The sequence below is a fragment of the Scytonema sp. PCC 10023 genome (genome assembly GCF_963920835.1).
GTDB lineage: Bacteria > Cyanobacteriota > Cyanobacteriia > Cyanobacteriales > Nostocaceae > Kalymmatonema.
This window is the reverse complement of record NZ_CAWUDP010000055.1, coordinates 1-14981: the sequence shown is the minus strand read 5'-3', so window position 1 is coordinate 14981 and position 14981 is coordinate 1. Positions and strand designations below refer to the sequence as shown.

At 41.5% G+C, this 14981-nt stretch carries 9 protein-coding genes; 2 read left to right on the top strand and 7 right to left on the bottom strand.

Annotated elements, in window-relative coordinates; translation table 11 throughout:
- Window position 1: 1 nt before the first annotated feature.
- Together ACM0OZ_RS28700 and grpE are read right to left on the bottom strand one after the other, a co-directional pair.
- Window positions 2-1753 (bottom strand): Hsp70 family protein, encoded by a 1752-nt coding sequence (locus tag ACM0OZ_RS28700; protein ID WP_414586245.1) that lies wholly within the window; start codon window positions 1751-1753, stop codon window positions 2-4.
- A gap of 62 nt (window positions 1754-1815) precedes the next feature.
- Window positions 1816-2490 (bottom strand): nucleotide exchange factor GrpE, encoded by a 675-nt coding sequence (grpE, locus tag ACM0OZ_RS28695; RefSeq protein ID WP_414586244.1) that lies wholly within the window; start codon window positions 2488-2490, stop codon window positions 1816-1818.
- A 177-nt stretch (window positions 2491-2667) separates the two neighbouring features.
- On the opposite strand from grpE, the gene ACM0OZ_RS28690 reads away from it, so the two are divergent.
- Both ACM0OZ_RS28690 and ACM0OZ_RS28685 read left to right on the top strand, forming a co-directional pair.
- Window positions 2668-3246, top strand: coding sequence for a hypothetical protein (locus ACM0OZ_RS28690; protein WP_414586243.1), 579 nt, complete (start codon window positions 2668-2670; stop codon window positions 3244-3246).
- Window positions 3247-3447: 201 nt separating this feature from the next.
- Window positions 3448-4635 (top strand): M48 family peptidase, encoded by a 1188-nt coding sequence (locus tag ACM0OZ_RS28685; RefSeq protein ID WP_414586242.1) that lies wholly within the window; start codon window positions 3448-3450, stop codon window positions 4633-4635.
- A gap of 197 nt (window positions 4636-4832) precedes the next feature.
- Here ACM0OZ_RS28685 and treY read toward each other — a convergent pair whose 3' ends face one another.
- From treY to ACM0OZ_RS28660, 5 genes are all read right to left on the bottom strand, one after another.
- Window positions 4833-7628, bottom strand: a complete 2796-nt coding sequence (treY, locus tag ACM0OZ_RS28680) for a malto-oligosyltrehalose synthase (RefSeq protein ID WP_414586241.1) — start codon at window positions 7626-7628, stop codon at window positions 4833-4835.
- 93 nt (window positions 7629-7721) lie between these two features.
- Window positions 7722-9548 carry a malto-oligosyltrehalose trehalohydrolase gene (gene treZ / locus ACM0OZ_RS28675; RefSeq protein WP_414586240.1) on the bottom strand — a complete coding sequence of 609 codons (1827 nt, stop codon included), beginning with the start codon at window positions 9546-9548 and terminating at the stop codon, window positions 7722-7724.
- 107 nt (window positions 9549-9655) lie between these two features.
- On the bottom strand, window positions 9656-11782 hold the full coding sequence (gene glgX, locus ACM0OZ_RS28670) for a glycogen debranching protein GlgX (protein WP_414586239.1): 2127 nt from the start codon (window positions 11780-11782) through the stop codon (window positions 9656-9658).
- A gap of 1056 nt (window positions 11783-12838) precedes the next feature.
- The gene (gene cax, locus ACM0OZ_RS28665; protein ID WP_414586238.1) at window positions 12839-13912 is read right to left on the bottom strand and encodes a calcium/proton exchanger; all 1074 of its coding nucleotides are present in this window, start codon (window positions 13910-13912) and stop codon (window positions 12839-12841) included.
- A 765-nt stretch (window positions 13913-14677) separates the two neighbouring features.
- Entirely contained in the window at window positions 14678-14836 is a 159-nt protein-coding gene (locus tag ACM0OZ_RS28660; RefSeq protein ID WP_414586237.1) for a hypothetical protein, read from the bottom strand.
- Between the last annotated feature and the right edge of the window lie 145 nt (window positions 14837-14981).

Sequence of the window (14981 nt, the reverse complement as noted above, 5' to 3'; positions counted from 1 at the left end):
GTTAGTCTTCCATGTCGTTTTCTAAGTCAAACAAGAAGTCTACAAGGCGATCGCCCACGTTTTGGATTTCTTCAATGCTGTCATTCATCAAAGCTTTTTTGAGTTCCATAACAATATCAGAGAGCGGCGACCTTTCCTGAGGCGGGATTCCAGCCATATACCGTTCTGCCTTATTGATTAACCCTTCGTATTGCTTTGCCTTGGCATTTTGCTTCCACAGTTCTTTGAGGCGAGAAGCAGCATCAGCTATATCTTTACTAGCCATGCGCTTGACTGAGTAACCGTAGGATAACTCTACACTTTTGTTAATGTTGGGAATGGTGGCTTTAAGTTTAGCTATCCCATTGATGTCATAAGAAAATTCTACTTCCACAGGATAGGGATGACCGTCAGCAGCCGGAGGAATATCTATAATTTCTGTGGCTATTCCTGTGTCAATCGCTTCATTCGGTAGCTTTGCGCTTCCTGTATTGTCTTGATAAAGACGAACTTCTAGCCGCTTTTGATCTGCTCTTAAAAGTGTGTAAGTTTTTTGAGTAGAATAAGGAATTGTTGTATTAGGCTGAATCAAAGGTTCGTAGGTCAGCATATATTGTCCGCCAACGTTACTCACCACTTCAATCCCCAATCCAAAGGGAGCAACATCGGTGAGAATAAGACCTGAATCTTCAGGAATGAAATTTTGAGCAAGAGCAGCATGAACAGATGCACCAACACCCACAGCCAAGTCTGCACCAATATCGGGTGCTTTACCTTCTTTGCCAAACATTTCTGCGACTAATTGGCGAACAGCAGGAATGTAAGTTGTACCGCCTACAAGTAACACCCGGTTGATAGCACTGGGGCGTAGCTTTTTAGCATTCAGTGCTTGACGTATGCACTCCCGCGCCTTTTCTAACAGAGGTGCGATCGCCTCCTCAAATTCTTGCTGCGTCAGTTCCACCTCTAAGTCAATAAATTCACCATCTTGGGCTGCAAAATAGGGAATTCGTACGTCATGCGATCGCTGTGTAGAAAGCACTTTTTTAGCTTTTTCTGCTGCTTCTTTGAGTGCGCCATGAGCTTTTTCAGAAATTTCTGCTCCAGGATTTTCAGCTTGAAATTTAGCCTTCAGTAATGCCATCATTGCCTCATCGAAATCTTTACCTCCCAACTGGGGATTACCAAAACTACACTTGACATCAAGAACACCAGCAACCATTTCTAATACGGTAATATCTAATGTTCCACCACCGAAATCAAAGACAACAAGCTGTTCTTCAATATCAATATTATTGATGCCAAAACTTAAAGCTGCTGCTGTTGGTTCATTAATCAGGCGAATAATTTTTAATCCTGCCAATTCACCTGCATTCAGTGTTGCTTGCCGAGCAGCATCTGGAAAGTTAGCTGGAACAGAAAGTACAACTTCTCGAATCGTAATTCCTAGTGCTTCTTCAGCATTTTCCTTAAGTTTGCGAAGAATCAGAGCCGAAATTTCTTCAGGTCGATACTCTGTATCTAGCAGTTTCACTGTTTCTCCAGTTCCCATTTTCCGCTTAACTTCGCGAACTCCACGACCTGATACATCAACCCAACTGCGGGCATTTTCTCCTACTAAAAGTTCACCTTTTTTATTAATAGCAACAATTGATGGAATAATAGCCAATTTTGTAGCAGGGTCAGGAATTGGAAATGATTCATTATTTCGGTAAACACAAATTTCAGATGTGGAAGTTCCTAAATCAATTCCAATAGCATAATTTTTGGTCATTGCTTAAATTACTCCTTTCCCAGCGTAAAATTTTCACTTCACTATATTGGGCATTGACTACCTTACAACTGAGTTCCATTTTCAGCTTTTTGTAATGGTGATGCCACAACTACCTTCGCTTTTTCAATCATTTTGTCCCCAATTTTATAACCCCAACTAACACATCTAATAATATTTCCTGGTGTGATATTTGATTCTTCCTCATCAATAGCTTCATGAAATTTTTCGTTGAGTGATTCATCTGGTTGTGGAATTATACGCTCCATTCCTAAATTCATGACAATACGAGCAAATCCATCTAATATTCTATTTATTAACCGTGTATTTTCATCTGTTTCATAATCAGCAGCCCTCTCTAGTAAACAAAAAAACTCGGTAGCAGCCTGTTCCCAATGATTAATTTTTCGTTGCAGTTCCCCATTTATCTGGCGTTGCTCTATAAGCATTTTTTCCACAGAATTTCTAAAATCGTCAAGTTCTCCCAACGTTTGTTCAAGTTTATCGTATAATTCTTTAACAGCAGTACTGTTGTCGAGGATCGCGTTAGTATTTGTGTAATAAGTCCGTTGTAATTTTTTTTGCTCCTCTATATATTTATTAAAACTTTCTAGTATACAATTTTCTAGATGCTTATTTAAGCTTTCATCTATAATTTTCTGTAAATTTTCCTGGATAGTTTCCCGTAAAATTTCATCAAAATTTTGCAAATTTTTATTGTTCATTTTTTTTGAATTCATATCAATCTACCTTATAAAGGCTAAAAATTATCTGTCAAATATAGAACATTATAATGAATTAAGTATCACTGCTAATAATAACTAATTGCTAACAATGATAACAAGGCAATTAGCTATTAGCCGATAGCTATGTGCAAACCTCACACATTGCGTTTATTTCTATACAGATAGCCATAAATGATTCTCACGCATTACTACCATAGAGATGATTGTCCATTTCAAAACTTGTCATCTCTAAACCAGCAAGACGCTCTCAAAGTGATATCTGACTTGCACAGTCGAACTGGGGCTGTGTATCGCAGGTTTAGCAACCCTGAGAAATACCTAAAGTTCAGGCGAGAAACAGAGAGCTGGTTGAGAGACGAGTTTATTAAGAAGGGAGGTCAACCAGCTTCTATGTATCCCCAATACTTTGTGGTTGAACGAGCGATATGGATTGAAGAAGGTTACTCTGGACAGAGCAATAAGATACAGCTTCCTGTATCAGTTTTTAGTTCAGAACAAATTAGCTTCACCTATCCCGATAGCATGATAAGCTATTGGTTGCGAAGTCAGACAGACAAGGTTTTCTATCACTCCGAATATCATGGTCAGGTATTTTTATTGAACGAAATTTTCAAAATCATTGACAAGTTTGGAACTCCAAGCGAGGAATGGCGGACAGAGGAAAGCCGAAAATACGACCTTTTTATTGAAGCTCAGGTATGGGATGTTTGCCCGTTTCAGGAGTCACAGGAGTCATCGTTTTCAGGATAAAATCACAAAATCACCTAAACCCAGATCCCTCAACGATTTTCATTAATGTTAGCTTATTAACAACAGGAAGCTTGGAGCAAGAGGCTGTAAATCTCTACTTGCCTACCTTTCAGTTATTTTTCTTATATCGAATTCAGGTTTTAACAGTGGTTTCATAGTTGCAGTGGGATTGGTAAAGGGTTTAGGCAAAAAGAAAACAGTATGGTACAAATTCGCGGAATCGTCAAAGCAGCTCAAGTAGCACGAAATCGCTTGCAGGCTGGGATAGCACCGAGCGATGTTGCAGATTTTAAAAAATTCATGACAAACTCTATCGAGACTATTGAGCAGTTGTGTGCTCACGGGAGAATGACACCAAGTCAGTTACCAACGCGATCGCGTCAGGCTTACTATTTTCTCAAGAGTATTGACTTGGACAACTTGCCTTTAGCTGAAACTCAGCCGACTCAAGATAAAGTGCAGACAATCCGCCTCAAGAACATCAAAACGCAACAAGGTGCAATTTTGCAGAAGATTGCCAACTTAGCCTCAAGTCCGACACCAAACACTGCTCAGATACAAGAACTCGCTAAAACTTTGATTCAAACTGTTGCAGCAATTGAAAAAATTTGCGCTGCATCGCAAGCAACACCAGCCAATCTCACCCGTTCCTCACGCCAAATTTATGCATGGATGAAGTTTTTGACTTATGAACGCAACCTCCAACTTCATCTTCAAACAATTTATCGAGTCAAGCAAATTGCTGAAAAACTCTGTAAGATATATGCTCAGCCGCTCAATGTCGTTGTTGAGTTAACTCATTTAACGGGGATATATAAATGCAAACGCTCTTTAGTAGAAGCGGCTCTCACACTTAGCGAAGGTTTCATCAATGCTAGTGATGACACTTTGGAAGCACTCGTGAAAGCAGCTTTGTTCGGCAAGTGTCAACAAACGACGCGGCTTATTAGAGATTATGCAGCAAGCGAAGAATATAGCTCTGTATTGATAGAGCTTGATTTAATAACTGAAGTGATTGTAGAGAATGCAAGAGGAAAGTGCTATAACCTGGATGAGTTATTTGACAAAGTCAATCGTGAATATTTCGCTTGTTCTTTAGTCAAACCGCGTCTCATTTGGAGCCAGATTAACACTTATCGTAAATTCGGTCATTATGAGCCAGCAAGAGACAGGGTAATGATTGGTTTGACTCTTGACGATGCAAAAATTCCCGAGTTTGTGGTTGAGTTTGTCTTGTATCACGAACTCCTGCACAAATTCCACGGCGCTACATGGGTGAATGGCAGAAGAATGGTTCATACACCAGAGTTTCGCCGGGATGAGCGTAAGTTTAAGTTGTACAAAGAAGCCGAGGAATGGCTGAAAAAGTTGGCATCATATTTCATTTAAAACCACAGATGCACAGAGATTAGGGATTTCCAACAAATAAATTATCCAATCTTGTGGGGTGGGCATCCAGCCCGCCCACTTTATAGGACGGGCTAGATGCCCATCCCACAAAAAAAGTTGGATATTTTTTAATTTGGAACGCTGAACACGAGTTATTTATCTGTGTCCATCTGTGTTAATCTGTGGTTTAATTTTGATTAGTTTTGGCTAACTAGCAAAGCCACAGGGAAATGTTTCAGCGCTTCGCCAATCAGTAGAGTGCCATTAGCTTGAACTGGTTGTTCAGTAATCGCCTCTTTCCACGCTGAACCCCCCACTGCTGGTAACTTCAGGCTTGTGTCATCCCAAACTTGTTGTCCCAGGGGATACTCTCCTGGCTGAATTAAATTGGTGAAGAAGCGGGGAGCAATAGTAACAATCGTCTTACTACCATTGCTTCTTGCAAAGGCAAGGATATGTTCTTTAAACTTGCCGCTCAGCTCTAGAGGTAAGTAGCTGCCTTTCTCAAAAACTTCTAGAGACTCTCTTCTCGCTTTTAAAGCTTGGGTAGTTAGGAACAGCTTGATTCTGGCATCTTCTTTATTCGCCAGTAATTCATCTATCAACTTGAGAATATCTGTCTTGGCTTGCTCCTTAATTGCTTTGAGATAGGATTGCCGAGTTTCATAGTCAACCGGACGGCGATTATCAGGATCAACCAAACTGAAATCCCACAGTTCAGTTCCTTGATAAAAGTCTGGGATTCCAGGAGAGGCAACTTTCAGCAAAGCTTGAGACAAAGAGTTGAAAATGCCATAGTAAGCAACCCGTTTCTGAAAAGGCACAAATTCTTTTAAGAAAGGATTGTCTTGCGAAGGTTCCAGAACAGCTGAGACAAAATCAATGAAGGCATTTTCATAAGTGCTATTTTGCCGCAGCCAAGCAGTGTAAACTTTCGCTTCTCTAATCGCTTTGAGCAAATAATCTTTTACGCGCTCAACACAGCTTGCATACTCATGTTCAAAAAACGGATAAGCCCCAACAAGCGTTTGGTAGAAAAGATATTCATCGTTCCTGTCTGGCATAGTTAAACGCTTGACGGTCTTTTTATGAGAACGATTGATTTCACTCCAGGTGCGGACTTGTTTTTGCCATTCCTCAGGAATCTCCGAGAGAACATTTAGCCTTGCCCTGATATCTTCACCCCGCTTAGTATCATGAGTTGAGCTAGCACTCATTGCCAGAGGCCAACTGTCTTGCCGTTTTTGATTGAACTCATGGAACTCTGAAGCGCTAATGCCAAAGCGACCAGGTTCGCTCCCAACTTCGTTTAAGGCAATGAAGCGGTTATAGACGTATAAAGCGGTGTCTTCAACCCCTTTCGCCATCAATGGTCCGGTGTACTGTTGCAATCTCATGACAAAGTACAGCCACTGGTCTTTCTCTGCTTGAGTCAGAGAATCATCGTATTCCAGCAACAGCAATTTCTCGATAAAGTTCAATTCATTTTGCAACAGCGGGGTGTTGGCTTTGGCTGCTTCAATCACTTCCTGCGTATAGAGGCGATCGCTTTCGGATATACCCTCTTGAGTGATATAAGTTCGGTAAATAGGAAAGCGAGTGAGAACTTCTGCCAGCGCTCGCTTCAAACCATTGATTGTAAAGTCATTGCCATAGCGATACTTACCCGATATCTTCTTTAAGAGAAAAGCCAGGTTATCAATATCACCTGCTAAATTTCTATCTATGATCAGGTGCTTTTTCTCTGGGACAATTTCCTCAAAAGTTGTTCTACTTCCTGTAAAATCCCAGTAGATTTGAGTAAACCTGTCTTCATTGTCAGTTTTACAGAAAATTCCATTGAGATAATTTAAGTAATCATAGCCAGAAGTACCTTGAACTGGCCAGTTACTTGGTAAGTCTTCTCCAGGCTGCAAAATCTTTTCAACAGTAATGTAGGTATCCCCTGTTTTTTCTTTCAGCCTCTCTAAATACTGAGTTGGGTCATACAGACCATCAATATGGTCTATTCGCAGGCCAGTAAACTTACCTTCATCCACTAGCTTACAAATCAGATCATGCGTATTATTAAATACCTTTAATTCTTCTATCTTGACTGATATCAACTCATTGACGGTAAAAAATCTTCTATAATTCATCTCTTCAGCCCCTACTTTCCAATAAGAGAGGCGAAAGAACTGTTCAGTAAGCAGACTATCTAAAAGATTAAAACTTTCTGGCTTTCCTGGTTCACCGTTAAAAAGTTGTAAATTCTCATCAATAAATGTTCTTACATCATCATTATCCGTATAAAGCTCCCAAAGAAGCCCTTTAACAAAAGCTGCTTGGTCTTGTCTTTGCTGAGCTGTAGCCTCCGAAGGAATATTTTTTACCATGTAAAGGATACCAAGCAATCTCACAAAGATTGGATGCTTCCTACCTAAATTTTTGGCTAATTTGCCTAAATTTTGAGTCAAAAATTTGGCATAAGATTCTAGTTTGAGAGGCAACTTTAAATTATAATAATTAACATTCAGCCCACTCTCATCATACTTCAATTGAATTTCACCATTCTCCAAAGAATCTCCGTAAAAGTTGCCTAGCAATGGAGCCAAAATCGGTTCATGACTACTAGCAAAAGGAGAATTCCAGGCGATATCAAAGTAGTCAACATAATTTGAATCAGGACCATTTTCCAGGACATCCATTAGATACTTATTTTCGCTGTCATAAGCCATATGGTTGGGGACAATATCCTGCAACCAACCGATGCTGCGCTGTTGTAAATCCTGGACTAAGGCTTCAAAAGCTTCCTGGGTTCCTAATTCTGGATTTAACACAGTGGGATCAACAATATCGTATCCGTGGGTACTTCCTGCTCTTGCTTTAAAGATGGGAGAAGCATAAAGGTCAGAAATTCCAAGTTCCGCTAGATAGTTTGTAATTGCTTTTGCTGCATCAAAGCCAAAAGCAGAATTGAACTGAATTCGATAAGTTGCAATTGGAATTCTCATATCAGTTTCCACTAATTATTTATCATTTATTATTTATTCAGTTTTCAAGTATCAGCGAACAAGGATAATTGTTCGCTGATTACTGTTTACAGATTACTGTCCACTGCTTTCGTAAAGTGCGAAACTTTGAGAACGCAGGGTTAATTCTTGTGCATTGCTCATTTTTTCTGGTAAAAGAGAACCAGAACCTTGCCACTTTTCATCCGCAGAATCTAAAATTTTCCGACCGTCGTTAACCGGAAAAGTAGGGGTAAAAGTGGTATCGCTTTGGTTGAAGTTCATCAGGCAAAGTATCTGCTTATCTTCACTCCATCTACGCCACCAAACAATTTTTTCAGCTTCAAGAAAGCCTACTTCCATATTTTGGCGCTCTTGTTTCACTAAAGCTGGAATGGTATTACGCAATTGGATGAGGTGTTGATACAACGACCAGAGAGCTTGGTGTTTTCCTTCTTTGCGTTTTTCCCAATTCAATTTGCTCTTGAGAAAGGTTTCCGTAGATTCGGGATCGGGTGGTTCTCCTTGAGCATGAAATGCAGCAAATTCTTGTTTCCGCCCTTGCCTAACTGCTCTAATTAAATCGGGATCAGAGTGGCTAACAAAGTAGATAAAAGGTGCGTCTTCCCCATACTCTTCACCCATAAATAAAAGAGGAATATATGGAGAGAGTAACAGAGCACCAGCGGCTAGTTTCTGGGCTTCAAAGGATACGAGGTGCGATAACCGCTCACCCAGCATTCTATTACCGACTTGGTCATGATTCTGGGTGCAGATGACAAACTGATTGAAAGGGCGATCGCCTGCTGAGTTCCCGTGAAAGCGTTGGCGATGGGGTGAATACTTCCAGTCATACACAAACGTGTCCTGGTAAGCCTTTGCTAGGTGTTCGCACTTGCCAAAATCTGAGTAATACCCAGTCTGTTCCTCAGTGAGCAACGCGTGCAAGGCATGATGGAAGTCATCACTCCACTGCGCGTCAATTCCGTATCCCCCTGACTCTACAGGACGAACCACTCGGGGATCATTTAAATCACTTTCTGCAATCAGATAAAGTTTTCGCCCCTGTTGCTGCCCAAGATCTGCAACATTTTCTGCCAGTTCTTCTAAAAAATGTTTAGCGCCTAAATCGTAGATTGCGTGAACGGCATCTAGACGTAGCCCATCAATATGATAATCCCGCAGCCAGTACAAAGCATTTTGAATAAAAAAGTTACGTACATTATCGCTTTGGGCATCATCAAAATTCATGGCACTGCCCCAAGGAGTGCGATAAGTCTCCGTAAAATAGGGACCAAAGTGGCTCATGTAATTGCCTTCTGGACCAAAGTGGTTATAAACCACATCCAGAATTACCGCAATTCCTTGTTGGTGACACGCATCAACCAGACGCTTCAACCCTTCGGGACCACCATAAGAGCTTTGCACTGCAAACGGATAAACGCCATCATAACCCCAGTTGCGATCGCCTGGAAATTGAGCCACTGGCATGATTTCTATCGCGTTTACCCCTAGCTCTTGTAAATCCTTAAGTCGGGAAATAATTGCCTCAAAAGTTCCTTCCGGGGTGAAAGTCCCAACGTGCAATTCGTAAATAATCATGCTTTCTAAAGGGATGCCAGACCAACTGCTGTCATTCCAAGTAAAGCTGTGATCAATCACCTGTGAAGGACCATGTACATCCAAAGGTTGCAAGTTTGAGGCTGGATCGGGTCTCGATTCACCATTATTTAATTGGTAGAAGTACTGTGTTCCTGGTTGAATGTCATCAGTGGTAAGGTGCCAGTAGCCCCCTTCCTGCTGCTCCATGGGGACTATGCGTTCTTGGGGTGAGACTATTTTTACCGTAGCTGCTTCTGCATTCGGTGCCCAAACCCTAAATTCACAACGACCGTCACCTAAATAATGAGCGCCAATTCTCATACGAAGTCCTGAGTCCTGAATTGAAGAATTCTGAGTGAGGGAGATCAGGAAAACGAGGAAGAATAATAGTTGTTCTGTTCCTTCCTCATTTTCCTAGTCTCTTGCGTTTATCCAAACCGACGTAGTACTACCATTGAGCGAGCGACAACTGGCACTGCTTGAGTCCCTGTGTAACGTCTTTCCTCTGTAACGAAGCGAGGCTCCTTTGTGTCAATCACAACAGCCCATTCTTTATGCTGCATTCCCTCTGGTAAGGAAAACTCTATCGTGTCATAGTGAGCGTTAAAGAATAGGAGAAAACTATCATCACTGATGCGCTCGCCCTTAGGACCAACACTAGGAAGTTGGTTGCCATCCAAGAAAACTGCAACCGACTTAGCATAACCAACGTCCCACTGTTCCTCAGTCATGTCAGAACCATCAGGGTTGAACCAAGCAATATCACTGATACCTTTTCCGTAAATGGGTCTGCCTTGAAACCACTTGCGCCGCCGAAATACTGGATGCTGTTTTCGGAAGTAGATCAGCTCGCGGGCAAAATTTACCAGATCCTCATTTCCCTGTGGCAACTCCCAATCGAACCAGGAGATTTCATTGTCTTGACAATAAGCATTGTTGTTGCCCTTTTGAGTCCGCCCAATTTCATCTCCCCCTACCAACATCGGGATACCTTGGGACAGCATCAAAGTTGCTAAGAAGTTCCGTCGGAGGCGTTCCCGTAATTCCAACACTTCTGGATCATCCGTTTCACCTTCAGCTCCACAATTCCAAGAGCGGTTGTGGCTTTCCCCATCCCGGTTGTCTTCTCCGTTAGCTTCGTTGTGTTTCTCGTTGTAGCTGACAAGGTCGTTCAGGGTAAAGCCATCGTGTGCTGTGATGAAGTTAACACTCGCATTAGGTCGCCGTCCGTTCAACGCATACAGGTCAGGGCTACCCGTGAAACAGTAAGCAAATTGTCCCAAGCTCTCATCAATACCACGCCAGAAGTCCCGCACGGTATCGCGATACCTACCATTCCACTCGGACCACAGAACTGGGAATTGACCCACTTGATAACCACCAGTTCCCAGATCCCAAGGTTCGGCAATCAGCTTTACACCAGCCAGCACAGGGTCTTGGTGAATAATGTCAAAGAAAGCTGCCAGACTATTCACTTCATATAGCTCTCGCGCTAAAGCCGAGGCTAAGTCGAAGCGGAACCCATCTACGTGCATCTCCAACACCCAATACCGCAAGCTATCCATGATTAACTTTAGAACTTGCGGTTGGCGCACGTATAGAGAATTACCGCAACCTGTATAATCCATGTAGTAACGCTGGTCATTCTCTACCAGACGGTAATAAATGGCATTATCGATGCCTCGCAGCGTGAGTGTAGGACCTAAATGGTTGCCTTCTCCCGTATGGTTGTAGACCACATCCAGAATGACCTCAATTCCCGCACGATGCAGTGCTTTGACCATCTCTTTGAACTCAGTAACCTGTTCTCCCACTCTTCCAGACGAACTGTAGCCGGAGTAGGGAGCAAAATAGTTGACCGAGTCATAGCCCCAATAATTCTTTAACCCTTTGCTAACAAGATGTCCCGGATGGGACAAAAAGTGATGCACGGGCATAAGTTCAACTGCTGTGATCCCAAGCCTTTGGAGATGCTCAATTGCTGCGGGATGTCCAAGTCCAGCATAAGTACCCCTTAGTTTTTCCGGCATATCTGGATGCAGCTTGGTAAAGCCCTTAACGTGAGTTTCATAAATCACAGTTTCGTGCCAAGGGGTTCGCAGCAGATCGTCACCCTCCCAATCAAAGGACTGATCGATCACAACAGACTTTGGCATCAAATGGGCGCTATCTAGTTCTGAGAAAGATAAATCCTCTTCAGGAGACTCCCAAGAGTAGCCAAAAAGTTCTGGGCCATTGCCAATATCGCCATCAATCGCCTTCGTATATGGGTCAATCAGCAGTTTGTTGGGGTTGAAGCGATGACCCTCGCTTGGTGCATAAGGACCATGCACTCTATACCCATACCGTTGTCCTGGTCCTACTCCTGGCAGATAACCGTGCCAAACGAAGTTGCTTACTTCAGTCAGGGCGATGCGTGTTTCATTATCTTCTTTATCAAATAAACAAAGCTCGACACCTGTTGCGTTTTCCGAAAACAAAGCGAAGTTTGTACCTTTACCATCCCAGGTTGCCCCTAAGGGATAAACGTTACCGGGCCAGAGCGCTACGAACATAGATAAATCTCGAATAAAACTTTAGTTGTACAAAAAACTTTGAAGCGCAGCTTCTGCTCATTATTTGCTACAAACAATTCATTTTGAGTCTACCTTTAGGAGGATGTTCTGAGATGAAACTAGGTAGAAATCTCCATTGTCTAGATATACGTCTTTGGAAATAAAGAGCTTTGTTGTAGCATAACATTAGAACTCAGCGGACTAAATTCTTATTTGCCCCAATTAGTAAAAAAGGCGACAGTCCCAACACTTTATGATTGCAGTTGCAAACCATTCCAAAATTCTGAAACGCCTAGAGATTAAGTACAAAAGCGTACTTTGGGTCTTGTGATTTGCATAACTAACGAGAACAGCACAAATCTCACAGATGACAACAACGGGGAACTCTGAAACAGCAGATTTAGCAATGATCCCCATGTGCAAATGTCTGCATACACTTGACATAGGCGATTACTAACAATCGTGCGATTTCGCAAAGTGCAGTGTCTTTTGAGCGATGGCGCTTTTCTCCTGCTGAGTCCTCCGGACACGTTACCGTATGCCTGCGGCACGCTTTGCGCTTACGCAATAGGCAAAGTCCCGCCAAGGGCGATTGCGCGGAGCGCATGCCTTACGGCGATCGCATAGATCAATCAATTCGGGTACTAATTACGATAATGCTTGAAAGACTTACTTGCTCGAGGTTGTCTGTTTGTAAGCAGGAAGGAAGTAAATTTTGAAATGCCTGGAAACATTTGATTTTTAAAAAAATAAATTAAGTAATTAGCATGCTTTCTTACAGTAACTTGAGCTTAGTATTCCTTTCTCAGCCCTAAGAAAGAAGAATTCGCTCTACCATTGAATGGTTGTTTTTTACAAAAAAAATGTGTTTTTAATCACAAAACGTTTGAATACTATCTTTCACTACTTAAACTCTATTTATTTAGCTCTAGGCTGAAGTAGTATTTACTACATAAATATAATAAGATATCTCTGGGTTGACAGGTATAAATTAAAACTTTATTCCCGTCTTGGAATTCTAAGATATTAATTATTCATAACTCATAAAAAATTAAGTTATGGATGGAAGTAAAACGCTGTTCCTAAAACAGTATAAGTAATCAGTAACAAAACGCCTTCTAACCAATTAGAACGACCATCGTTGCTAATTGAATTTGTAATCAACACAGCCATAGCAACGGCTACAAGTTCAAAAGGATTAAAGCTTAAATTCATTGGTTGACCCAATACCCAACCAACCAAAACTAAAATAGGAGCTACAAACAAGGCAATTTGTAAACTAGATCCTATAGCTACAGCAACGGCCAAGTCCATCTTATTTTTGGTGGCGAACGTGATACAAGTTATATATTCTACGAATCCGCCAAAAAGAGGAATAAGAATTACACCTGTAAATAGGCTAGTCAAACCCAGGGTAGAAATAGCTTGATCCAAACTCTCAACAAGAATATCAGAGACAAATACAAGCCCTAAAGTGCAAGTTAGTAAAACAGCAACTTGTAACCCTAAATTAACTTTATGGGGATTCGATTCATTAGTCGGATCATCAGCATCTCCAAGAAAATCTGTAGGTGTAGAAGTTCTCATTGAGAACAATAGCATGAGACTGTAGAAAATAAGTAATAATATTGATGCAGCGTAGGAAAAATAATTTAAAGTAGAGGACGGCAAACCATCAGAAGTAAATTGGATGGCAGCAGGTGTGAACAAAACAATTACCGCTAATGTTAAAGAAGAACCATTAAGACGAGCTACAGCAGGTTGAAAGCTTTGTTCACTAAAGCGCAACCCGCCAAAAAGAATAGCAAGACCTAATGCTAAGAGCAAATTAGCAATTATTGAGCCTGTTAAGCTAGCTTTTACCACATCAACTAAACCAGCACGCAAAGCAACAATTGAGATAATCATCTCAGTAGCATTGCCAAAAGTAGCATTGAGTAGACCTCCTAAAGATGGACCAATAACAGTTGCAATTTCTTCAGTAGAATTAGCTATCAACGCTGCCAAAGGAATAATTGCTAGACCAGAAGTAACAAAAATGATTAAAGGATTCAGATGCAGTGATTGTGCAATAATTGAAATGGGGACAAAAACCAGCATCGACAATAGAATTATATTTTTCTTTTTCATAATTACAACTTTATACTTTGTTATGAAATTGCGGTTTGAGTTCAAGCACGTAACTTCTTAAAGTCAAGAATTTAACCGCTGGTAAATCCTTTGATTTGCAAAAAAAAAATTTATGTCATGCAAAGCTAAGCACTAGTATGCTCGACATCTCTAGCCAGTCTTAGAGTTGTTACATATCCTACTGTTTCTGGATTGTCTGTTTTTCTGAGCTACTATGATTCTTCATGAAATTGCTGCTTAAATTGCTGATCATTACTTGAGAGGCAAGGCAACCAGAAATTTCTCTAGCGCTAAAACACCTTGGTTATCCACAAATACTTGGTCAGCGTTGACACAAGCAAGATATAACGCTGTTTGTGGTAATACATCTATCTATAGTTACGAAAATTCTAAAAACTCTTGATGTCACCCTAGCGGTATACCATACAGATTTTGATTGACGGGTTTTGTGTTCGCGTTTTTCGCTCTTAGACGTAGTAAGCTACGTCTTTACATACCCGTCATAGCAGCAGATGTGGCGTACTACTACTAGCGAAGCTCCTTGCACCAGGTAGAGAATGCTAATCATAATTGCTTAAGGGTAAACTCGTTGAGTGTAGATGCTTGGTTATTGATGATGATCGCAATATGCGATCGCCCTTGCCAGAACTTTGCCCATCGCATAAGCGCAAAGCATACCGCTGCGCATAGCGTGTCCTTAAGCCTGGCGATCCCGCAGGTTTAAGGCTCAGTGGGAGAAAAGCGCCATCGCCCAAACAGCGGTTCTTAGACTGCATCGTCTTTATTAATAGCCCAGATGCTACGCGCTAAGAGTGTCTGTTTGCAAGACTGACGGCGCTGTAGTTCCGCAGCGATCGCATAAGATAAGAACGGAATTTTACCCTGGTTGATTTGAGTCGTTAAGACAACTATTGAACGATTCAATCGCTGAACAACCCAATCTCTAACTACGTTTAACGGTTAAACAAAGCAAAGCTCGAAGACACGCGGAACCTTAGAAAACAAAACAGGGGAAGCAAAAAGCTGAGTTCAAAATTTTGAGCTATGATAGGACAGTTGCCGCAAAGCG